At 39.8% G+C, this 23,651-nt stretch carries 17 protein-coding genes, 1 other RNA gene and 1 pseudogene; 4 read left to right on the top strand and 15 right to left on the bottom strand.

Translation table 11 applies throughout. The features are described from left to right. Nucleotides 1–68: 68 nt before the first annotated feature. From B7703_RS03525 to B7703_RS03490, 8 genes are all read right to left on the bottom strand, one after another. Complete coding sequence (locus tag B7703_RS03525; protein WP_049544769.1) at nt 69–1,010, bottom strand: N-acetylmuramoyl-L-alanine amidase family protein; 942 nt, start codon at nt 1,008–1,010, stop codon at nt 69–71. Nucleotides 1,011–1,109: 99 nt separating this feature from the next. Next, nucleotides 1,110–1,799: a response regulator transcription factor gene (locus B7703_RS03520; protein WP_024056976.1), complete on the bottom strand. Its 690-nt coding sequence runs from the start codon at nt 1,797–1,799 to the stop codon at nt 1,110–1,112. Between the two features lie 11 nt (nt 1,800–1,810). Continuing rightward, nucleotides 1,811–3,235, bottom strand: a complete 1,425-nt coding sequence (gene gndA, locus B7703_RS03515) for an NADP-dependent phosphogluconate dehydrogenase (RefSeq protein ID WP_000158778.1) — start codon at nt 3,233–3,235, stop codon at nt 1,811–1,813. Between the two features lie 75 nt (nt 3,236–3,310). Beyond that, a complete protein-coding gene (gene mapZ / locus B7703_RS03510; protein WP_084923660.1) occupies nt 3,311–4,717 on the bottom strand; it encodes a cell division site-positioning protein MapZ in 1,407 nt (468 codons plus the stop codon). Nucleotides 4,718–4,729: 12 nt separating this feature from the next. Next, nucleotides 4,730–5,887 carry a THUMP domain-containing class I SAM-dependent RNA methyltransferase gene (locus tag B7703_RS03505; protein WP_084923658.1) on the bottom strand — a complete coding sequence of 386 codons (1,158 nt, stop codon included), beginning with the start codon at nt 5,885–5,887 and terminating at the stop codon, nt 4,730–4,732. Nucleotides 5,888–5,970: 83 nt separating this feature from the next. Then, nucleotides 5,971–6,352, bottom strand: an RNA gene (rnpB, locus tag B7703_RS03500) — RNase P RNA component class B. A gap of 20 nt (nt 6,353–6,372) precedes the next feature. Further along, a complete protein-coding gene (gpsB, locus tag B7703_RS03495) occupies nt 6,373–6,702 on the bottom strand; it encodes a cell division regulator GpsB (protein WP_191962423.1) in 330 nt (109 codons plus the stop codon). 72 nt (nt 6,703–6,774) lie between these two features. Then, entirely contained in the window at nt 6,775–7,302 is a 528-nt protein-coding gene (locus B7703_RS03490; protein WP_084923655.1) for an SLOG family protein, read from the bottom strand. Nucleotides 7,303–7,368: 66 nt separating this feature from the next. On the opposite strand from B7703_RS03490, the gene recU reads away from it, so the two are divergent. Then, nucleotides 7,369–7,965, top strand: coding sequence for a Holliday junction resolvase RecU (gene recU, locus B7703_RS03485; protein WP_033685492.1), 597 nt, complete (start codon nt 7,369–7,371; stop codon nt 7,963–7,965). Then, nucleotides 7,962–10,124: a penicillin-binding protein PBP1A gene (gene pbp1a, locus B7703_RS03480; RefSeq protein WP_084923654.1), complete on the top strand. Its 2,163-nt coding sequence runs from the start codon at nt 7,962–7,964 to the stop codon at nt 10,122–10,124. The genes recU and pbp1a overlap by 4 nt, the downstream gene beginning before the upstream one ends. Nucleotides 10,125–10,265: 141 nt before the next feature. On the opposite strand, the gene B7703_RS03475 is transcribed toward pbp1a, so the two are convergent. From B7703_RS03475 to B7703_RS03445, 7 genes and pseudogenes are all read right to left on the bottom strand, one after another. Further along, complete coding sequence (locus B7703_RS03475; protein ID WP_084923652.1) at nt 10,266–12,245, bottom strand: peptide ABC transporter substrate-binding protein; 1,980 nt, start codon at nt 12,243–12,245, stop codon at nt 10,266–10,268. 197 nt (nt 12,246–12,442) lie between these two features. Beyond that, nucleotides 12,443–13,546: a UDP-galactopyranose mutase gene (gene glf, locus B7703_RS03470; RefSeq protein ID WP_084923651.1), complete on the bottom strand. Its 1,104-nt coding sequence runs from the start codon at nt 13,544–13,546 to the stop codon at nt 12,443–12,445. A gap of 93 nt (nt 13,547–13,639) precedes the next feature. Then, nucleotides 13,640–13,747: pseudogene (locus B7703_RS03465) on the bottom strand (CpsB/CapC family capsule biosynthesis tyrosine phosphatase); the annotation flags it as partial. Between the two features lie 6 nt (nt 13,748–13,753). Next, nucleotides 13,754–15,199: an LCP family glycopolymer transferase CpsA gene (gene cpsA / locus B7703_RS03460; protein WP_084923649.1), complete on the bottom strand. Its 1,446-nt coding sequence runs from the start codon at nt 15,197–15,199 to the stop codon at nt 13,754–13,756. 191 nt (nt 15,200–15,390) lie between these two features. Further along, a complete protein-coding gene (locus tag B7703_RS03455; RefSeq protein WP_084923648.1) occupies nt 15,391–17,349 on the bottom strand; it encodes a peptide ABC transporter substrate-binding protein in 1,959 nt (652 codons plus the stop codon). Between the two features lie 226 nt (nt 17,350–17,575). Beyond that, nucleotides 17,576–19,543: a peptide ABC transporter substrate-binding protein gene (locus B7703_RS03450; RefSeq protein ID WP_049544886.1), complete on the bottom strand. Its 1,968-nt coding sequence runs from the start codon at nt 19,541–19,543 to the stop codon at nt 17,576–17,578. A 166-nt stretch (nt 19,544–19,709) separates the two neighbouring features. Continuing rightward, the gene (locus B7703_RS03445) at nt 19,710–21,320 is read right to left on the bottom strand and encodes a glycoside hydrolase family 13 protein (protein ID WP_084923646.1); all 1,611 of its coding nucleotides are present in this window, start codon (nt 21,318–21,320) and stop codon (nt 19,710–19,712) included. 152 nt (nt 21,321–21,472) lie between these two features. On the opposite strand from B7703_RS03445, the gene B7703_RS03440 reads away from it, so the two are divergent. Next, nucleotides 21,473–22,957 (top strand): DUF1846 domain-containing protein, encoded by a 1,485-nt coding sequence (locus tag B7703_RS03440; protein ID WP_084923645.1) that lies wholly within the window; start codon nt 21,473–21,475, stop codon nt 22,955–22,957. Nucleotides 22,958–23,051: 94 nt separating this feature from the next. Beyond that, complete coding sequence (locus B7703_RS03435; protein ID WP_000032547.1) at nt 23,052–23,534, top strand: S-ribosylhomocysteine lyase; 483 nt, start codon at nt 23,052–23,054, stop codon at nt 23,532–23,534. Nucleotides 23,535–23,651 lie beyond the last annotated feature (117 nt).

Below are 23,651 nucleotides of genomic sequence, written 5' to 3'. Positions count from 1 at the left end.
TCTCTCCTATCTATTCTATTATATTTTCACAAAAAAAGCGATTGTTTCCTTCACAATCGCCTCTTTCATTATTGAACCCATTCGCCATTATAGTTGACGTAGTAGCCATCTACGGTCGTATTCACTGCCAAGGCACCTGAGCTATAAGCATAGTACCATTTACTACCGACCTGGAACCAGCCAGTTGCCATAGCTCCTGATGAACGGAGATAGTACCACTTGTTACCGAGGTATTGCCAGCCTGTTTTCATATCTCCATTTGACTGGTCTAAATAATACCAAGTTGAGCCTTCCTGATACCAACCAGTTGCCATAGCCCCTAATGAACGGAGGTAGTACCACTTATTGCCAAGTTGTTTCCAACCAGTTTGCATTGTAGCAGTTGTTGGATCTAGATAGTACCAAGTTGAGTTATCATTTGTCCAACCACGCACTAGCTCCCCAACCGTTAAACTGTTGATACGAGCATCGAAGCCACCATCCTTCTGTAAATAATACCAGTGTCCCTCATCATGAACCCAACCAGTTTTTAAAGTATGATAGCTACGCTGATCTTCAAAATAATAGACTCGTTTCTCTGCTGGACTATCATATTGTTCCCCATGATGTTTGTTGGTATTGGTAGCAGTTTTTGCCTCTAAAACTTGCTTGCCAACAAATTCTTGTAAGACACCATCTTGTCCAAAGTAGTACCATTGTGGCATTGGCATAGATTCTAATCTCAAACCATTTGGGTAAGGACCAATTGTACTACCTTTAGATGGAAACGGGATATATTGCCAGCCGACAACCATTTCTCCTGATACATGATCAAAATAATAGGTCTTGCCATCAATCACTCGCCAGGCCTTTTCTTTGATCTCACCCTTCTTATAGTAGGTTCTACCATTTTCTTGGACAAATTGCCAGCCTTCTGAATCAGCATCATCCGCCAATACTATACTTGTTGCTAGCAAACCGAAGAAAAAGACTGCTAATGCGATTGGCATCAATTTTTTTATTATTTTCATTAGACCTATCCTCCATAACTGATTGTAGCAAATACAAAATCGCATGTCAACATATAAAGAACTCATATAAAAAGCAGTTCCAAAACTGCAACTGCTTTTCTATTCTTGCATGGTGTAACCGACACCACGCACGGTTTTAATGTAGCTTTTTTGACCTTTTACATCAAGCTTGCTACGTAGATAACGGATATAGACATCCACGATATTTGTTTCGGTCGCACTTTCATACTTCCAGACGCTTTCCAACAACTGCTCACGAGTCAGAACTTTCTTGCTCCCCATAAGAGTAGCCAAAAGGTCATACTCACGGCGCGTCAGAGCAATCATTTCCTCGCCACGATAAACGGTATGATGTTCTACATCCATACGCAGATTGCGGTAAGACGTTGGAACCTTCATCTGACTACAGTGTTGGTCGATAAAGTCCCGACCTCGGAAAATCGCTGAAATACGATCCACCAGATTCTCAATAATAACCGGCTTATAGATGTAAGAAACGGCAAAGTGTTGGATTGTCTCAATCTGATCTTGCAATTCTTCGCGATGGTCCAAGACCATAATCACTGAGGCTGGCTTAGTCCGACTTAGCTTATCTGCAAAATCCTGGGCTGTCATATCCCCAAGTTGAGCATTCAATAAAATCAAGTCATAGTCTGTCTGAAGAGCCATGGAGAGGGCTTTTTGCCCCTCCTCAACCTGATCAACTCGGTATTGCTCTTTTTGGAGTTCCAAACTTAAAAAATGAGCTAGATTTCTTTCTTTCTCAAGTAATAAAATCCGTTTCCCCATGGCAGACCTACTTATTTTTCGTCATACCAAGAGTAGTGGAATGTTCCTTCTTTGTCTTTACGTTGGTAAGTGTGGGCACCAAAGTAGTCACGTTGCGCTTGGATCAAGTTAGCTGGAAGGTCAGCTGAACGGTAGCTATCAAAGTAAGTAATCGCTGCTGAGAAAGTTGGCACTGGCACACCAGCTTGAACAGCAAGAGCTACGATATCACGCACTGCTTGTTGGTACTTAGCAGTAACATCCAAGAAGTACTCATCCAAAAGAAGGTTAGCAAGGTCTGCATCACGGTTGTAAGCATCTGTAATCTTTTGCAAGAAACGAGAACGGATGATACAGCCATCACGCCAGATAGATGCGATATCTGCAAATGGCAAATTCCAGTTGTTTTCTTTAGAAGCTACACGCAATTGCGCAAAACCTTGTGCGTATGAAATGATTTTTGAGAAGTAAAGGGCTTGACGAATCTTTTCAATCAACTCAGCCTTGTCTCCTTCAAATTTGAAGGCAGCTGGTTTTGGAAGAACCTTGCTAGCATGTACACGTTCTTCTTTGTAAGTTGAAATGTAACGTGCAAATACTGACTCAGTGATGAGTGACAATGGCACACCAAGGTCAAGTGATGATTGACTAGTCCATTTACCAGTTCCCTTGTTACCTGCAGCATCAAGGATGTAGTCTACGATTGGTCCATCTTGGCCTTCATCGTCTTTACGGCTCAAGATATCAGCTGTGATTTCGATCAAGTAGCTGTCCAATTCGCCCTTGTTCCACTCAGTAAAGATTTCAGCCATGTCTTCTGCAGAAAGGCCTAGCAAGTGTTGCATCAAGTCATAGCTTTCTGCGATCAATTGCATATCCCCATACTCGATACCGTTGTGAACCATTTTCACATAGTGACCAGCTCCATCAGGACCGATGTAAGTCACACATGGTTTGCCATCTTCTGGTGCTTTAGCTGAGATTTCTTCAAGAACATCCGCAACCAATTCGTAGGCCTCTTTTTGTCCACCAGGCATGATAGACGGACCTTCAAGGGCACCTTTTTCACCACCAGAAACTCCAGTACCGATAAAGTTGATACCTGAGTTTGCCAATTCTTCATTACGACGGATTGTATCTTTGTAGAAAGTGTTTCCACCATCAATCAAGATATCACCCTTGTCAAGGTGTGGAAGAAGGGCTTGGATAGTAGCATCTGTACCAGGTCCAGCTTGAACCATGAGCATGATACGACGAGGTTTTTCGATTGAGTTCACAAAACTTTCCACGTCATAGCTTGGCACAAAGTTCTTTTCAGGATGGCAAGCAATTACATCTTCAGTTTTTTCTTTACTACGGTTGTAAATAGCAACTGTGTAACCACGAGATTCAATATTAAGGGCAAGGTTACGACCCATTACGGCCATACCTACGACACCAAAGTTAGCTTTTGTCATTTGACACTCCTCTTGTTTAATTTGTTTTATTTTATCATTTTTACTTTTGAAAAGAAAGAATTTTGTAACGACTGCTTAGTAGTCCAAAGCATCCGCATGTCCAGAACCATTTCCAACAAAGTATCCTGTCTTACAGTTAAGGGTAAAGAGATAGGTTCCATCTGGCTTGTAGAGGTTGTAATAACCATTGCCATTAACGATATTGACACGTTCAAGGATGTATTGGTTACCAGTGATATAACCACGTGAGCGTGAAGTCGCTAAAATTTGTTCCAAAACACCATCCGCGAAATCCCAGGCAGAGTTATTGCTATCATCAATAGCTGATTGGTTATAAGAAACACGACTCGCACTTCTTTGAACAGCAACTCCTGCACTTGATACACCCATATTGACTTCACTGCGGGTACTTCTAGTTTCAGTTGATGCCGTATTTGAACTACTTGGGCTTGTTTCACTAGCAGTATTTTCACTTGCTTGACGAGAACTTGAGCTGCTAGTTTCACTTGAACTTGAGCTTGAAGCACTTGTTTGCTGGCTCTTACCAAGACTGATAGCCTTATCTAGAACTTTATCAAGCTCCGTATTTCCAGTTTTAATATCTGTAAATTTAGCATCCGATTTGACTTTAGCATTGGTATCCAAGACACCATCCACAATAGCTGGTTTTTCAAATTGTGCATTGACATCTTGAATGGCCTTGATTTGCGTTGCTAGACTATCATACTTAGATTTGGCAAGGGTATGTTCACGACTACCTTCCAGCTTATCAAGCAAGGTCTTAAGTTGACTCAGTTTATCAAACTGACTATTTTTCAAAGCAGTTTTATTGCTATCTGTATAGAAGCCATCATATAAATTATTGAATTCTTCTACATCTGACTGCGTATTTGTAGTTGATTGAGAAGTCTGGATTTCCTTGGTCGAACGGGTCACTTGACGATAGACATAATAAGCACTGACACAGATAACCACTGATACGAGCGCCAAAGCGGTCAAAACAAAACCTTTTTTACTTTTCTTTTCTGGGTCCTCTTGATCCAGACGAGAAAGTTTTTTCTCCTCTTCCACTTCCCCAGTCATTTCTGCTGAATTTTCATCCTCTAGTACTATAGGATCCCAGTCTTTATCCTCATCGTCCAGAGGCAGTGGAGGTAAGATAGCTTCAGACGATAGAACTTCCTCTGAATAGGCTTCTGACTCCTCTACAGCTTCACGCACCTCTTGAATCAAGTCATCCAGACTCTGTGTTTCGATTAACTCCTCTTTTTTGTATTGGCGAGTCGCAAACTTATCTGCTTCGATTTCATCTTTGTGTTGCTTGACATACTTGTCCAAAATGGAATCTTCAGGCAAGACTCCTGCTTCCACTTCTTCATTTTTACGAATAGCTTGACCAACTGTTAACTCTTTTGCTTCATCAAAATCAAATCGCGGTTCTTGGTTTTCTTTTTTATGACGATTCCGTCTTTTCTTACTCATGAGTTTTCCTTCCTACTTTACTTCCTGACGTTTAACACGCTGACCAAAATATTGATACAAATCAACTTTTAAAGTTCCGTTGTACAACTTACGTTTCTTATCCGCCTGACTACCGTACTTGGTCTCAAAGGCTTCATCACTGGTTAAGATAAACTTGCTCCACGTTTTCAGAGGAGCAAATACTTGACCCATCTCAGCATAAAGCTTGGTAACCCCTGCATCATCTGACAAGCGTTCACCATAAGGTGGGTTAGAGATAATCACTCCATTTATTTTATCAGAACGCAAATCCTGCACGCGCATCTGCTTAAAGGTAATATCTCCTACAACACCTGCTGCCTGAGCATTGGCCTTAGCAATTTCCACCATACGTGCATCGATATCACAGCCCATGATATCTAGCTCAAGCTCACGATCCACTTTCTTAGCTGCTTCTGTGCGAACTTCTTGAATCAAGCGATCGCTAATCCAGTTCCATTCCTCAAAGGCAAAGGAGCGACGCAGACCTGGAGCCATCTTTCTGGCAATCATAACTGCCTCGATACAGAAAGTTCCTGAACCACAGGTTGGATCAATCAAGGGCTTGTCTGGATACCAGTTAGAGAGTTGCAAAATAGCTGCTGCCATATTTTCCTTTATGGGAGCGCCACCTTTTTCCGTACGATAACCACGTTTAAAGAGGCTAGTCCCTGTCGTATCAATCATGACAGTTGCTATGTCTTTAAGAATAGAGACCTCAATTTTAAACTCTGGACCAGTTTCCATCAGAGGAACTCCTTCTGGACGGGCGTAGTGTTTCTGCAATTTCTTGACAACGGCCTTCTTTGAAATAGCCTGAACACTGGGTTCATTGTGTAATTTAGATTTCACACATTTAGCTTTTGAAATTGGGAACCGAGCTCCAAGCGGTAAATAATTTTCCCAATCTAAGGCGAAAACTCCTTGAAAGAGCTCCTCAAAAGTCTTAGCTGGGAACGTTCCTACGATAATTTTGATACGGTCTGCTGCCCGAAGCCAGAGGTTGGTTTCGATAATGGCTCTCACATCTCCTTGAAAACGAACACGTCCATTTTCAACCTGACAATCGTAGCCAAGCTCTCGCACTTCACGTCCCACAACAGCCTCAAGACCCGCCGCAGCAGTAGCGATTAAATTAAATTCTTTTTTCATTTTCAGTCTTATAAGACCTTTCTATATGTCCACTTTAAAAAATGAGGTTGAGAAAATTTCTCAGCCCCAACCTATATGCAATTTTCTATAAGCCATGTTTTGTTCCAGAAGTGACTAGGACCACTTCCTTTGATAATCATCTGTCTACCACTAACAGCCTATAGCTGATAGCAGTCAGAGTACTACGTTCGTTTCCGCGTACTCCATGCCCCGACCAAAATTTGGGTTGCTAGCTTGAGGGGTTTACCGCGTTCCACTCTCTCCGTTTCCAGAAAGACTCCGTCACTGTGGCACTTTCAAGCCTACTCTGGCCTATCCAAGGACTTAGCCATTTCAACTGCCGTAACGATTTCTCGTCCCTAGGCTTATGGTTTCGCCTAGCACAAACACTACAGGCATCACAGCCTGTGCTAGCATGGACTTTCCTCATGAGAAGAAATTCTCCTCACGCGATTATCCAAAAATTGCACATTTCAAACGAGCTCTTATAAATCAGAGTTATCCAAAATTTGTTTACCAAATACTTCTTTCTCAAGACGATTCAAGCGTTTCAAAATATCAAAATTCGTCATAGAGCTTGTAGTTGCCGCTTCAATAGGCTCTGCTTGAACTGGTGAAGGTTTCGGTTTACGAGCTAATTCTTCCTTCAACTCTGCAATTTCTTGACGGAGAGACTTGACTAAGGCAGCATAAGTTTCATAGTCCTTGATGACATCGTCCAAAAATTCATCAACTTCAACCTTACTATATCCACGGACTTCACGTCCAAACTCTTGCTCAAAAATATCTTTTGCTGAAAAAATAATACTTGCCATCTCTCGCTCCATTCTCGGTTTCTAATAGTATTATTATATAAAAAAAGGCAAACAAAAATCAAGGTCAAAGGCTTACTTTTCAGAAAAATTTTCTGCTAGCTCATTTAAGTCTTCAAACGTTAGCTTTTTTATGCGATAACCTTCCTGATTTTTCATCAAGTTATCCATAAATTTTAGTTTGGTCTCATTTTCTGGGTCATAGAAAAAATAAGCTAAATCAGTATTTTCCAGTAAAAATTGTTGATAATCACGCAGTTGCCCTGTATGTTCATATTTGGGATAGGCATATTTGACAAAGTCTACCTGCTTAAAGCGACTCAGTTTAAGCTGATTGGCTTCATTCCAATTTTCCCCATGGGTTTCAAAAGCAAAAATGGTGGCCAACTGGAAACCGTATTCGGTCTTCATTTCCTGAGCAACCTCTAAAACCCAATATTCAAAGCCCAAAGTCCCTGTAAATACAAGCCAAGTCACCCCATCTTCTGCCATAGCTTCTAAATCCCTACGTATCGCTTTTTTAATCAATTTAAGACGAGGATCCTTGTCAGAAAACAAACCCAAGTCAAAATTAGAATATCCCATAATTAAAGCTGTAGTCATTTTTACACCTTTCTTTCTATTTTTATGGTATAATAGAGTGATGTTATTGTACCAATAAGGAGAAATATGGTCAACTATCCTCATAAAATTTCATCAAAAAAAAGCCAAACATCCATTTCTCAACCAAAAAATTTCGCAAATCGAGGAATGACTTTTGAAAAGATGATTAACGCTACAAACGACTACTATCTGACGCATGGTATGGCAGTTATCCATAAAAAGCCAACGCCTGTTCAGATTGTTCGAGTAGACTATCCTCAACGTAGTCGAGCCAAAATTGTAGAAGCCTACTTTAGACAAGCTTCCACAACAGATTACTCTGGCGTATATAGAGGACATTACATTGACTTTGAAGCCAAGGAAACGCGGCAAAAAAATGCTATCCCAATGAAGAACTTCCATCTTCACCAGATTCAACATATGGAACAAGTTCTAGAACAGCAGGGCATTTGCTTCGTACTACTTCATTTTTCTTCTCGACAAGAAACTTATTTGTTGCCGGCACTTGATTTGATTCGCTTTTATCATCAAGATAAGGGCCAAAAATCAATGCCACTTGGATATATTCAAGAATACGGATATTTAATAAAGCAAGGAGCTTTCCCTCAAATTCCCTATCTCGATATTATCAAAGAACGTTTACTAGGTGGTAAAACAAGATGAATAAACAAACTATTCTGCGATTCTTAAAGTATATTGGAATTACATTTCTTACCTTATTTATCGCATTATTTCTATTAGGTGGAGGTGTCTTCCTCTACTTTGTTAGCAAGGCTCCAGCCTTATCTGAAAGTAAATTAGTTGCGACAACCTCTAGCAAGATTTATGACAACAAAAACGAACTGATTGCTGACCTTGGATCTGAACGTCGCGTAAATGCCCAAGCAAATGAAATTCCTACTGACTTAGTCAAGGCAATTGTGTCTATCGAAGACCACCGTTTTTTTGATCATAGAGGTGTTGATACTATTCGTATCATGGGAGCAGCATTGAGAAATCTACAAGGAGGAGGTCTACAAGGTGCCTCAACCTTGACACAACAATTAATTAAATTGACTTATTTTTCTACTTCAACTGCTGATCAAACCTTGTCACGTAAAGCTCAAGAAGCTTGGCTAGCCGTTCAACTAGAGCAAAAAGCAACCAAGCAAGAAATCCTGACCTATTACATCAATAAAGTCTACATGTCCAACGGTAACTATGGAATGCAAACCGCAGCCCAAAATTACTATGGAAAAGACTTGAAGGACTTAAGCTTGCCACAGTTAGCACTCTTGGCTGGAATGCCTCAAGCGCCAAACCAATATGATCCTTATTCCCATCCAGAAGCTGCTCTAGAGCGTCGTAACTTGGTACTTTCAGAAATGAAAGGGCAAAAATACATTAGTGCAGAAGATTATGAAAAAGCTATTAATACCCCTGTTACCGATGGTCTACAAAGCCTGAAATCCGGTAACAGCTATCCTGCATACATGGACAACTACCTTAAAGAAGTAATCGACCAAGTTGAACAAGAAACTGGTTACAACCTTCTTACTACAGGTATGGATGTCTATACAAATGTGGACAAAGATGTCCAACAACGACTCTGGGATGTTTATAACACCGACCAATATGTCACTTATCCTGATGATGACATGCAAGTAGCTTCGACTATTGTAGATGTATCTAATGGTAACGTTATTGCACAACTTGGTGCCCGTCACCAATCAAGTAATGTATCTTTCGGAATCAACCAAGCCGTTGAAACCAACCGTGACTGGGGTTCTACTATGAAACCAATCACTGACTATGCTCCCGCTTTAGAATATGGAGTCTATGACTCTACTGCAACTATTGTACATGATGTTCCTTATAACTATCCTGGTACTGATACTCCCGTCTACAACTGGGATAAAGGCTACTTTGGAAATATTACAATTCAGTATGCACTTCAACAGTCACGTAATGTCACAGCTGTTGAAACCCTAAATAAAGTTGGTTTAGATAGAGCGAAAACCTTCCTAAATGGCTTAGGTATCAATTATCCAAGCATCCACTATGCAAACGCCATTTCAAGTAATACAACTGAATCTAACAAACAATACGGTGCAAGCAGTGAAAAAATGGCTGCTGCTTATGCTGCCTTTGCCAACGGTGGAATTTACCACAAACCCATGTATATCAATAAGGTCGTCTTCAGTGACGGTAGTGAAAAAGAATTTTCAGATGCTGGTACACGAGCTATGAAAGAAACAACTGCTTACATGATGACCGAAATGATGAAAACTGTCTTAGCTTACGGAACAGGACGTGGTGCCTACCTACCATGGCTTCCACAAGCTGGTAAGACAGGTACTTCTAACTACACAGATGATGAAATTGAAAAACACATCAAGAACACTGGCTATGTAGCTCCAGATGAAATGTTTGTTGGTTATACTCGTAAGTATTCTATGGCTGTATGGACAGGTTATTCGAATCGTTTAACTCCTATCGTTGGAGATGGTTTCCTAGTTGCAGCTAAGGTTTATCGCTCAATGATAACGTATCTATCAGAAGATACTCATCCAGAAGACTGGACGATGCCAGACGGAGTTTTCAGAAACGGGGAATTTGTATTCAAAAATGGAGCTCGCCCAATATGGACTGAACCCTCTACTCAACAATCCTCAACAGCTGAAAGTTCAACTACACAGGCAAGTACTACGGTTGGTCAACAACCCAATAATGCTCCAGCAACTGATCCTAATCAAGGACAAGCTGGTCAGACTGTTCAGCCGACACAACCAGTACAACCAACACCACAAAATCCACAAGTTCAACAGCAACCACAACAGTAAGATAAAAGAAAATTCTGAGAATAAAGGCTCAGGATTTTTTCTTCAACAAAATAGAATCTATCATATCTAAAAGCGATGATCGGCACCAATTCATTTTCGATAAACCAAAAGAAGTTAGCGAATAACTAACTTCTTTTTATCTTATTTCACATGTTTTGCGAGTTCTTCTTGCGCTTTTTTATTGGATTCTCCTTTTTCTTTCATCCATTTATCTTGAGCTTTTTGATATTCATCTGCAGTGACTGCCTTGTCTTGAAGTTCAAGGTATTTGTATCGGAGCGGATCGCTTGTCCCCTTGTTACCTGAGAAAGAGAAAGGTAAAGTAAATGGTACCATCTTAGACAAGATTGGACGACCAGTTTTAGAAGTTGTTGGGATGACTAAGGCACTATCTGTCAACCAAGCTTGAGCTTCGGCATACTTGTTATAACGTTTTGTAACATCTGTAGTTTCTTCACCTGCTTCATTGACCATTTTATCATAATCATTGAGACCAACCTTCTTAGCCGCCTCATTGTCTTTTCCTGAATCAAATCCTAGGTAAGTTCTCGTATTTTCCCCTACAGAAGGCTTGATGATGTCAAGATAAGTTGATGGATCTGAGAAGTCTGGTCCCCATCCAACGTTATCAGAAAGATCCCAATCTTCGCCAGCAGCAGTTTGTGCAAATAAAGTGACATTAAGTACTTCATCTTTTTGCAACTGTTGAATATCAATAATGACATTATCAGTTCCTAAAGTTGCCTCCAAGGATTGTTTCATAGATTGGACGCGCTGAACTTTTGTAGTTGCTGTTTGGTCAACAGGCATATCTAGGTGAATTGGGAATTGTACTCCCTCAGCTTGTAGAGCTGATTTGGCTTTGGCAAATTCAGCCTTGGCTTTTTCTGGATTGTAAAGACCATCTTGTGCATCGGCAAGGTTCACATCCTTCCATTCATCCCCATAAGTCACCAATTTTTCTTTGACCATATCTCCAAAGTTTTTACCATCTGCTTGAACAAATGTTGGTGGAACAAAGATATTACGTAAGATTTTGCTTGCTCCAGTTTGTCCATTCAACTGAGAGGCATAGGCCGTACGATCAAAACCAAAAGCAATCGCCTGACGGAAATCCTTGTTTAAGAGAGCCTTTTTAGTAGATGTCTTTTGTTCTTCGCTAGTCTTAGAAGTATATTTGTAGGACTGACGGTCAATATTTGTCCCCACTACATAAGTCGTAGAATCTTGTTGTGTATAGACAATATTATCCTTCATCTCTTTCTCAAGCTCTGCAAAACTTGCACTAGTTGGATAGAGACGAGCTGCTGTTAAGCTACCATCTTTAAAGTTTTCTGCAGGTTTACTAGTATCTTGACCATCCCAGAATGACAATTTCACTTTGTCAATATGGACATTGTCTTTATCCCAGTAGTTAGGATTTTTCGCAAATTCAACAGCAGATTTGGTTACAATAGATTTCAACAAATAAGGACCATTGTACAAGATACTACTTGGATCTGTTGCTTTGGCAAAATCATCCCCTTTTGAGTTCAAAAACTCTTCATTAACTGGTGCCAAGACACCCATGGTTGTTTTAGAATTCCAAAAACTTTCAGGTTTGTTCAAAGTGTATTGGACTGTTTGATCGTCAATCGCTTTAATCCCAACTTGAGAGAAATCTTTATTTTCCCCTTTAGCGTATGCGTCCAAACCTTTAATTGAATCTTGTACCAAGTAAAGGGCTTCTGATTTCTTATCTGTCGCATATTTAAGACCTGTCACAAAGTCCTGAGCCTTAACAGGAGCATACTCTTCTCCCTCAGATGTATACCACTTAGCATCCTGACGAATCTTATAAGTGTAAGTCAAGCCATCCTTAGAAACTGACCAGTCCTCTGCCATTGAGGGAATAAGGTTCCCGTATTTGTCATTTTCAAGCAATCCATCAATTACATTACTAGTAATGTCGGCAGTCGCTGCCTTACCAGTTGTCAAATAGTTGAGATTATCTGGATGTGTCTCGTATGTAAATGCAAAAGTCTGCTCACCTTTAGTAGCAGAACCACCCGAGCAAGCCGCTAAGACACCTGCTACTAATAAAGTTACTCCCGCAAGAGCCAATACTTTTCTTGTTTTCATAGTCTTCTCCTTTTTTTTATTCATTATAGCCCCTTTTTTGAGTCCTGTCAATACAATTTTCTGAATTTTTGAAAATTATTTTTTAAACAATAAGATTGCAAAAATATGAATAATATCAAAAATACCTCAACTACATTAGGTAGTCAAGGAATTATCAATCACATTTCTAAATAGCAACTGGTAACAGTTCTAGGTGTTTAATCTAACTCATTTCTTACACACTGTAAAGCTGCTCCAATTACTTGGTGCATATCGTAATAACGATAGTGTCCTAAACGACCACCAAAGATAACATTCCCTTGTTCATCTGCCAATTTTTTATATGATTTATACAAATGATTATTACGATCATTATTTACTGGATAATACGGCTCATCACCTTTTTCCCATGTTTTAGAATGTTCTTTAGTAATGATCGTCTTTGCTTGATTCCCAAACTCAAAATGTTTGTGTTCAATAATACGAGTATACGGGGTATCTGCATCTGTATAGTTCACAACTGCATTTCCTTGGTAATTCTCCATATCCAAGGTCTCATTTTCAAAACGAAGACTACGGTACTCTAGTTCACCTAATTTATAATCAAAGAATTCATCAATCATACCAGTAAAGACAATCTTAGGGAAGTCCTTCATATATTGTTCTTTATTGGCAAAGAAATCAACATTTGTTTCTACATCAATGTTTTCATGATTCAACATTTTTTCAACTATTTGAGTGTATCCACCAATTGGAATCCCTTGATAGGTATCATTAAAATAGTTGTTATCATAGGTCAGGCGTACTGGCAAACGGCGAATGATAAAGGCTGGAAGTTCCGTAGTTGGCTTGCCCCACTGTTTCTCTGTATAATCTTTGATTAATTTTTCGTAGATGTCTGTACCTACAAGAGAAATAGCCTGTTCTTCCAAATTTTCAGGAGTTTTGCCATTTAAAACAGCACGTTGCTCATCAATCTTAGCCTGTGCTTCTGCTGGCGTTACAACTCCCCAAAGCTTATTGAAGGTATTCATATTAAAAGGAAGATTATAAATCTCATCCTTATAGTTTGCAACAGGGGAGTTTGTGTAACGGTTAAACTCAGCAAACTGATTTACATAGTCCCAAATCTCCTTGTCAGAAGTATGGAATATATGGGCACCATATTGATGAACTTGAATTCCTTCCTCTTCACGAGTATAGATATTACCCGCGATATGATTCCGTTTTTCAATAACTTTTACTTTTTTTCCTTTTAAGGCTGCTTCATGGGCAAAAACTGCACCAAAAAGACCAGCACCAACAACAAGATAATCGTACATAACCCCCTCCTTTTATTTTTTAACAAACTGTTGTAGCAATTGTACAAGATAGATAACTTTAATTGATGTTACAATTGCATGTTTTACCTCTCAAGTCCGTACTTCTTGTCCATAGGCTTCTGTCAAAAGGACCTTGCTTTCTTGCTTAGATTTTAAACCATCATCCACACCAAATACGATATGCGAATGAATATCAATCATTGTGTCTTATTTTCCTTCCATCACATCATTGATTGCAGCCTTGACTGACTCTAAACTGCTATCACTTATCTCCATCATGTAAAGGTTGCTATCAGGCATGGCATAGGATGGCAAATCCATACGCCCTGTTCCTTTAAGATCTTGCGAATTAATCTTATAAGTTCCACCACTCTCAAGTTGGGCATTGGCCAGGTTCATCATGGTTTCAAGTGGCATATTAGTTTGCACGGAATCTTGTAGACCCTTTATAATACTGTCATAATTTTTCAAAGCTTCTGTCGAAGTTAACTTTTGCAGAATTGCAACAATGACTTTTTGCTGGTTACGACCACGATCTCGGTCTCCATCTGCCAATGAATAACGCTCACGTACAAAGCTAAGAGCTTGCTCCGAGTCAAGATGAACATTCCCTACAGGATAGAACTTCCCATTTGTATGAGCAGTAAATTCTTGATCATTATGAACATCAACTCCACCGAGAAGATCTATCAATTTCAAGAAAGAAGTGAAATTCAAACGAGCGTAATAGTTCAAGTCAATACCGTAGAGATTTTCCAGTGTATGAATGGAAGCATCTACTCCATAAATCCCCGCATGGGTCAACTTATCTTTTTGGTTGTTACCACCATCTGCAATTGGAACATAGGAATCACGAGGGGTCGTTGTCAAAAGAATCTTTTTCGTTTCGCGATTCACTGTCATAATGATATTGACATCCGAACGAGAAACCGAACTGATTGGACCGTAAGTATCAATTCCACTGATATAAACATTGAAACTGTCACCCTTGACATCTTTTGGAGTTTCAACCGTCTTGGTTAATTCTTTGGTATAGATTTTCTTAATTTTTGAAGCATAGTCAGGATATTCTGATTCGATAATGTTTTCAAAGACACTGTTTAGAATGATTGCCTTTGTATCGCCAGCTAACAAGCTCTTATAGGCCGCAAGATAGGATCTGCTTTCTTCGACTGTCAATTCCTTATTTTGACTAGCCTTAAGATCATTCATCAACTGTTGGATATTATCCTTATCCGTCCCAGTCGGCCCCGTTACACTGGTTACCTGACTGATATTATCAATTGAACTATCTGCTAATACCGCAATACTCATCGAATAATGTGAGTAGTTCGATGTCGCATTCAGGCGACTGGTAAATCCAATGAACTGCCCTACAGCAAAGAGAGAAGTTCCATTGATTAACACACCAAGCAGTAATAAAATCAGCGTTAGATTTTTAGCTTTCTTAGACCGAATTAAAAAGAAGCACAAGATGGCTAAGGCTACAATTAAGACAGCAACCACTATATTGAGATATCGGAAGGCTAGCATATTGTACTTGAAAATCAAAAACAATAAAAAGACTGCTAGTAATGCATAGATAGCTAGCAACCCCCAACTAATCAATATTTTTGTTTTACCCTTACGAGCTCGCTTCGAAGATCTACTCACGATATACCTCTATTATCAATTTTTATTTCATTTTATTATATCATAAAAAAATACACTTGCGGGGTAAATCCGCTTAGGTAAGGCATTTTCATCTTCTTTCCGAAACATTCTTTTTGACTTGCAACCAATTACATCAATAAACTTACTATATAAACATCAAAACAAGGCCCCTTACGGAACCTCGCTCATCTTTATTTAACATGATTTTCTGCTTCTTTTTGAGCTTTTTCGATTGCTTTTTTGCTTTCTTGCTCCCATTTAGTCTTAGCTTCTTCAAACTGTATGGTTGTCACAGTATCTTTTTGCAGTTTCATGTACTTGTAGTTATTGCCATCACCCTTGATGCCGACCAGTGAATAGCCTCTTGTAAATGGCGTTACTTTGGTTACAGAAGCTGTTCCACCACTTGACATGGCTGACATAATCAGAGAATTGTCAATCATCCAAGCCTGTGCTTCAGCATATTTTTCATAGCGTTTGGCTACATCTTTATTTTCACTATCTGCATCTTTGAGCATCTTGGTGTAAGTATCAAGCCCCAAGCTAGCAATCTTAGCTTTATCTTCTTGAGCATCTAAACCAAAAATCTTGAGGTAGAACCCATCCTCTGCATTGAAAGGATTAAGATAAGTTGACGGATCTTGGTAGTCACCTACCCAACCATCAAAGTTCAAATCATAGTCACGATCAGCTGGTGTTGGCGCTAAAAAGGCTACATTATTAAAATCATCCGTTGAAAGTTGTTGAACATCAATGACAATGTTATCAGCACCCAAAACTGATTCAAGGGTCTGCTTGACTGAGTTCATGCCTGTCACAGCATTTTTACTTGTCTGATCAACTGCAACATCCAAGTGAATAGGGAAAGTTACACCTTGACTTGCCAATTCTTTTTTAGCTTCCGAAAATTTTGTTTGAGCTTTTTCTTTGTTGAAATAGGCATCCTGAGCATCTGCCAAGTTAATGCCTGACCATTCTGTGCCATAGTTGACCAATTTAGAAGCGACTACTTCTCCAAAAGTCTTGTCTCCAACTTGGACAAATGTAGGAGGTACTAGGGTGTTACGAAGGGTCTTGCTAGCCGCTTCTTCCCCATTTGACTGAGCAGAATAGGCTGTGCGGTCCAAGGCAAAGTTCACCGCTTGGCGGAAGTTCTTGTTCAAAACAGCTGTCTCAGTTGACTTCTTCTGCTCATCTGTTGTTTTAGCAGTGTGATTGTAGGCCTTACGGTTGACGTTAAAATTGAAATACCAAGAAGTCTTGTCCTGCAAGCTATAGACGATATTATCCTTATATTTCTCCTTGGTCTTAGCAAAGTTAGAACTATTTGGATAAACACCTGCGATTGAATAAGCTCCACTTTCAAAGTTACGGATGGTCAATTCTTGGTCTGAACCATCAAAATAGGCCAATTTTACGTGTTCAATCGATACTTTGTCATGATCATAATAATGCGGATTTTTCACATACTCGATCGATGATTTTGATGTGAAATCTTTTAACAAATAAGGTCCGCTGTAGAGAATGCTATCTGGAGATAGGGTACCAAAATCTTTCCCTTTTGAGTTTAGAAACTCTTCATTCACTGGGAAAAGAATACTGTTGGTTGTTTTTGAGTTCCAGTAAGGTTCTGGGCGCGCCAAAGTATACTCAACAGTATGGTCATCAATGGCTTTCACTCCAACCTTAGAAAAGTCAGAATCCGCTCCTGTAATATAATCATTCAAGCCCTTGATTGAGTTTTGAATCAAGTCAATGGCCTGGGATTTATTATCCACTGCGTATTTGATACCTGTCACAAAATCTTGTGCCTTGACTGGGGCATACTCTTCACCGTCAGCCGTAAACCATTTGGCATCTTTTCTCAGTTTATAGGTATAAGTCAGACCGTCGCTTGAAACAGACCAGTCCTCTGCCAAAGATGGAACTAGGTTTCCGTGGTTGTCATTTTCAAGCAAACCATCAACTAGGTTAGTAATAATAGCTGTATTATCAGCGTAGTAGTCTAATAAGTAGTTAAATGTAGTTGGGTTTCCACTAAAGGTTGATGAGTAAGTTTTTGTATCTGAACCTGATTGTCCGCAAGCAGTTAACAGCAAGGCAGCTGCAACAGTCAGACCTGCACTAAGGATACGCTTTTTTGTAGTCATCTTCTTTCTCCTTTATGTTAGTTTTTATAACATAGGTTTATTTTACCAAAATAGTGGGAATTTGTAAAGTTAATTGAATTTCTAGAATGAAAGTTTATAAACTTTAGTCATAAAAAAACAAAGGATTTCTGTCTTTCATACAGTCCTCCCTTGTTTTTATGCGATTTATCATTTAAATATCAATGAATTAACTGATAACCTAACGAAAGCAAGAATCTCATTCACGTTATTTTATGTGCTTTTCTAAATCCTTTTGATACTGAGCATTCGATTCCAGTTTTTCCTTTTGCCACTTTTTGAAGGCCGCATCATACTCTTTAGTTGTCACAATATCATTTTGAAGTTCCATTCCTTTAAAAATAAATGGATCCCCCTTAATACCGACCTGTGAATAAGCTTTGGTAAATGGAACAGTACGACTAACCATAGGAGAGCCCCCTGAAGAAGCAACTGGAATAAGAAGTGAACTATCAGTAACCCAAGCCTGTGCTTTAGCATACTTTTCGTATCGTTTATCAAGATTACTTGTCTCAGAAGCCGCATCATCCAAGAGCTTCTTGTATTCATCCAAGCCAACTTTTGCCACAACTTCAGGATCCTTGCCCTTTGTTATACCTAGATGTTTCAAGGCAGAACCCTTCTTAGCATCTAAAATATTGAGATAGGTTGCTGGATCTTGGTAATCTGGTCCCCAACCTGTTCCGTTCAAATCATAATCTTTTTGGGTTGGAACTTTAGCTTGAGAAGTAATACTTTCCTTCTCATTATCTGTCATTTGAAGAACATCTATAATCACATTCTCCGTTCCAAGCGTTTCTTCAATTGATTGTTTTAGCGAATTGGTTTGTTGCACCGCAACTACATCTGTCTGTTCTACTGGCACATCTAGATGAATCGGGAAACTCACTCCCTTAGCTTGCAATTCTGACTTCGCTTTTTCAAATGCAGACTTGGCCTTTGTTGGATTGTAAATTGTATCCTTACCATCTGTGAGAGTCACATCTTTCCACTGTTCTCCATATTTCAGTAGTTCATCCTGAGCCAACTGTCCGAAGGTCTTCCCAGCTACTTGAACGTAATTATCTGGCACTAGACTATTACGAATAATCTTATCCGCACCCTCTTCACCGTTTAATTGAGCTGTATAGGCGTGGCGATTGAAGGCAAAATTAATTGCTTGACGGAAATTTTTATTCAGCATGGCTTCTTTTGTAGAAAGCTTTTGTCCTTCATCTGTCTTGGCTGTTTTATTATATGATTGACGATTTACGTTAAAAGTAAAGTAATAACTAGTTGCTTCCTGAGGGCTATAAATAATCTGATCTCCATATTTCTCTTTGGTAGAAGCAAAACTTGAACTATTTGGGAAAAGTCTCGCTGTATTATATGCTCCTGTAGCGAAACTACGGATAAGGGATTCTTGATCTGATCCGTCATAGAATGTTAATTTTACATTATCAATCTTGACATTTTCCTTATCCCAATAGTTAGGATTTTTTTCATATTCAATCACAGATTTAGAAATCAAAGATTTCAAAAAATATGGACCATTGTAAAGAATACTTGATGGGGTTGGCGCTCCGTAATCCTTGCCTGTTGCATTCAAAAATTCTTCATTTACAGGGAGCATGGTTGCTGTTGTTACTTTAGAGTTCCAAAAACTTTCTGGTTTATTAAGGGTATATTCTACCGTATAATCATCAAGAGCTTTAACACCTACAGTTGAAAAATCATTGGTCTCACCACTAACATAAGCCTCCAAACCTTTGATTGATTTTTCAATCAAAGAAAGACCATCTGACTTAGCATCTGCTGCATGCTTCAGACCTGTAACAAAATCCTGCGCCTTAACTTCTGCATACTCCTCTCCTTCAGAAGTATACCACTTCACCCCCTTACGAAGTTTGTAAGTGTAAGTCAAACCATCGGTTGAAACAGTCCAATCCTCTGCTAAAGACGGAACAAGATTCCCATATTTATCATTCTCTAAAAGACCATCAACAACATTACCAATCACGTCAGAAGTAGAACTTTTACTCGTAACGCTATAATCCAAGGAAGACGGATCCACTGCATAAACATAAGAAAAGCTCCTCGGGGCATCTGCTTTCTTATCACTTTTACCACAAGCTGCCAAAAGAAGGGCCGCACTCAAGGTCACTCCCGCTCCTAAGAGCCACTTTTTCGATTGCATAAATAATCTCCTTCAAAATAGTATTTTCACTATTATACCCTATTTTATTATAAAAGCAAGAGCTTTTGACAGATTTTTTAGAAAATTCTAAAAAATCTATTTAAAAGAATTCTCTAAAAAACTTTTAGCAAAACCTCAAACTCTATAAGCTTGAGGTTCTCACTTTTTAGTCAGTCATTTCCACACAGAAAGCATCCCATGGAGCTAAGATTTGTTTTTCAAAGACTTCCTGAGCCACGGTGTTTTCAATCAAGACCGATTTGACGTTTCCTTCTACGGTCAAGTCTTGCTCTTCATTGGACAAGTTAGCCACAACTAGAAAACGACGGTCCCCATCTTTACGGATATAGGCAAAGACCTTGTCAGTTGTTTCCAAGAGTTCAAAGTTAGCTCGAATCAGCCAGCTATTCTCCTTACGTATTTGGACCAGTTTCTGATAGGTATAGAAAATAGAATCTGGATTTGCCAGCGCCACTTGAACGTTGATTGCTTGATAGTTTGGATTCACTGCCAACCAAGGTTGACCTGTTGAGAAACCAGCATTTTTGCTCTCGTCCCATTGCATAGGGGTACGGGCATTGTCACGACCAATGACACGGATACTGTCCATGATTTCTTCCATCGGAACACCTTTTTCAAGAGCTTCACGCGCATAGTTGAGGGATTCAATATCTTCTACTTGATCCAGCGTTTCAAACGGATAATTTGTCATCCCAATTTCCTCACCTTGGTAGATATAAGGTGTTCCTTTCATGAGGTGAAGTAAGATTACAAAGGCTTTGGCAGATTTTTCGCGGTATTCTTGGTCATTTCCCCAGATTGATACGATACGAGGAAGGTCATGATTGTTCCAGAAGAGCGAATTCCAGCCATCCTCAACTCCTAATTCTGTCTGCCATTTATTGAAAATCTCTTTCAACTTAGCGATATTCAGCTCTTTTTGATAGTGCCATTTAGGCTGACCTTCCTGATACTGAAGACCGATATGTTCAAACTGGAAGACCATAGACAATTCTTGTCCCTTTGGATCTGAGTAGAACTTAGCAATCTCAGGCGTTGCTCCCCAAGTCTCCCCTACTGTCAAGAGATTCTTATCTCCAAAGGTCGCCTGATTCATCTCCTTGAGATAAGGGTGGAGCATAGGACCATTATTGACTACTTTCTCGTCAGGAATTTTCCCAATCATGTCAATGACATCCATGCGGAAACCACCAATGCCTTTATCAATCCAGAAATTCATCATCTCATAAATTTTCTGACGAAGTTTTTCATTTTCCCAGTTGAGATCAGGTTGCTTCTTGCTGAAAAAGTGGAGATAGTACTGACCTGACTTTTCATCGTACTCCCAAGCAGACCCACTAAAGATAGACTCCAAATCGTTGGGTTCATCCCGCCAGATATAGTAGTCTCGTTCAGGACTATCAGGATTTTCACAGGCCTCGACAAACCAAGCATGCTCATCTGAAGTATGATTGACCACTAAGTCCATGATGATACGAATATCACGTTTCTTAGCTTCCGCGATCAGTTGGTCCATATCCTCCATGGTCCCGAAAATAGCCGCAATCGCTTGATAATCAGCAATATCATAGCCATTATCATCCATAGGACTGTCATAAACTGGAGAAAGCCAAATCGCTGTAATTCCTAACTTAGCTAGATAGTCTAACTTACTGGTAATACCTGGCAAATCGCCAATTCCATCTCCGTTGCTATCCATAAAGCTCTTAGGATAAACTTGATAGACTACGGCGTTGTGCCACCATTTTTCTTGCATCTTCTTACCTCATTATTTTAATAATCTATAGTCTATGATAGCGCTTTTCAGAGTTTTGTGCAAGCGTTTGCCTAATCTTTTTGATTCCTTTTTTAACTCCATAGTTTCCTAACTTCCAATTTTTTATTATAATAGAGGTCAGAGGTAAAAAAATGAAAAAACAAGCTTTTAGTTCTGAACAATATTTGAATCTACAGCGCGACCACATTTTGGAGCGCATTAACCAATTTGACGGCAAGCTCTACTTAGAGTTTGGTGGCAAAATGTTAGAAGATTTCCACGCCGCTCGCGTCCTTCCTGGTTATGAGCCTGACAACAAAATCAAGCTCTTACAAGAATTGAAAGAGCAAGTTGAAGTTGTGATTGCCATTAATGCTAGCAACATCGAGCATTCCAAAGCACGTGGTGACTTGGGCATTTCTTATGACCAAGAAGTTCTTCGTTTGATTGATAAATTCAATGAATTGGGAATTTTTGTTGGCTCCGTTGTCATCACACAGTACGCTGGTCAACCAGCTGCAGATGCCTTCCGCAACCAACTTGAGAAAAACGGAATTGATTCTTATCTTCACTATCCAATCAAAGGATATCCGACGGATATGGATCACATCATTTCTCCAGAAGGTATGGGGAAAAACGACTACATCAAAACCAGTCGAAACTTGATTGTCGTAACCGCTCCTGGACCTGGTTCTGGAAAATTGGCAACCTGTATGTCCAATATGTACCACGACCAAATCAATGGCATCAAGTCTGGCTACGCTAAGTTTGAAACCTTCCCAGTTTGGAATCTTTCCCTTCATCACCCAGTCAATTTGGCCTACGAGGCTGCCACAGCTGACCTTGATGATGTCAACATGATTGACCCCTTCCATCTCCAAACCTATGGAGAAACCACTGTCAACTACAACCGTGATATCGAAATTTTCCCAGTGCTCAAGCGCATGTTGGAACGTATCCTCGGTGAATCTCCATACGCTTCACCAACAGACATGGGTGTCAACATGGTTGGTTTCGCTATTACTGATGACGATGCTGCTGTGGAAGCTTCTAAACAAGAAATCATCCGCCGTTACTATCAAACTGTTCTTGATTTCAAAGCCGAAAAAGTTGGCGAAGCAGCTGTCAAGAAAATCGAGTTGCTTATGAACGACCTCGGTATCACACCTGCAGACCGTAAGGTTGCTGTTGCTGCACGCCAAAAAGCTGAAGAAACTGGCGGACCAGCCCTAGCCCTTGAATTGCCAAGCGGAGAAATTGTCACTGGTAAGAACTCAGAACTCTTCGGCCCTACAGCAGCTGCCTTGATCAACGCCATCAAGAAATCAGCTGACATTGCTAAAGAAGTAAAACTAATCGAACCTGAAGTTGTTAAGCCAATCCAAGGTCTTAAAATCGATCATCTGGGTAGCCGCAATCCACGCCTTCATTCAAATGAAATCCTAATTGCACTAGCTATCACAGCTACGGAAAATCCCGACGCTGCTCGTGCTATGGAAGAACTTGGCAACCTCAAAGGAAGCGAAGCTCACTCAACCATCATCTTAACCGATGAAGACAAGAATGTCCTTCGCAAATTGGGTATCAATGTAACCTTTGACCCTTACTACCAATACGACCGCTTGTATCGTAAGTAAAGATTTGAACCTCTCCACTCTCGGAGAGGTTTTCTCTTCGCCTCAGGAGCCGGCTTTATGTTATAATGAAATTAGAAAACTGAAAGGATTTACCATGTCAAAAGAAGTTATTGTTGAAAGTTTTGAACTTGACCACACCATTGTTAAAGCACCCTATGTTCGCTTGATTGGGGAAGAAACAGGACCAAAGGGAGACATCATCTCCAATTATGATATTCGTTTAGTGCAACCAAACGAAGACTCTATCCCTACTGCTGGCCTTCACACTATCGAGCACCTCTTGGCCAAGCTCATCCGTACCCGCATCGACGGCATGATTGACTGTTCACCATTTGGTTGCCGTACAGGCTTCCACATGATTATGTGGGGACGTCATACTAGCGCTGAAATCGCGGCCGTTATCAAGGATTCGCTCAAGGAAATCGCTGAGACTACTACTTGGGAAGATGTCCCTGGAACAACCATCGAATCTTGCGGAAACTACAAGGACCACAGCCTCTTCTCTGCTAAAGAATGGGCAAAACTCATCTTGGAACAAGGGATTTCAGATGATGCCTTTGAACGTCATGTGATCTAATAATAAAAAAGAAACCAGCTTTTGTACTGCACCCCAAAAGTTAGACAGAAAAAATCTAACTTTTGGGGTGTTTTATTATGAAATTGAGTTATGATGATAAAGTTCAGATCTATGAAC

This window comes from Streptococcus mitis (assembly GCF_002096735.1).
In the GTDB taxonomy this organism is placed as follows: domain Bacteria; phylum Bacillota; class Bacilli; order Lactobacillales; family Streptococcaceae; genus Streptococcus; species Streptococcus mitis_CZ.
Note: the sequence above shows the minus strand (reverse complement) of the source record. Positions and strands in the feature narration are given on the sequence as shown.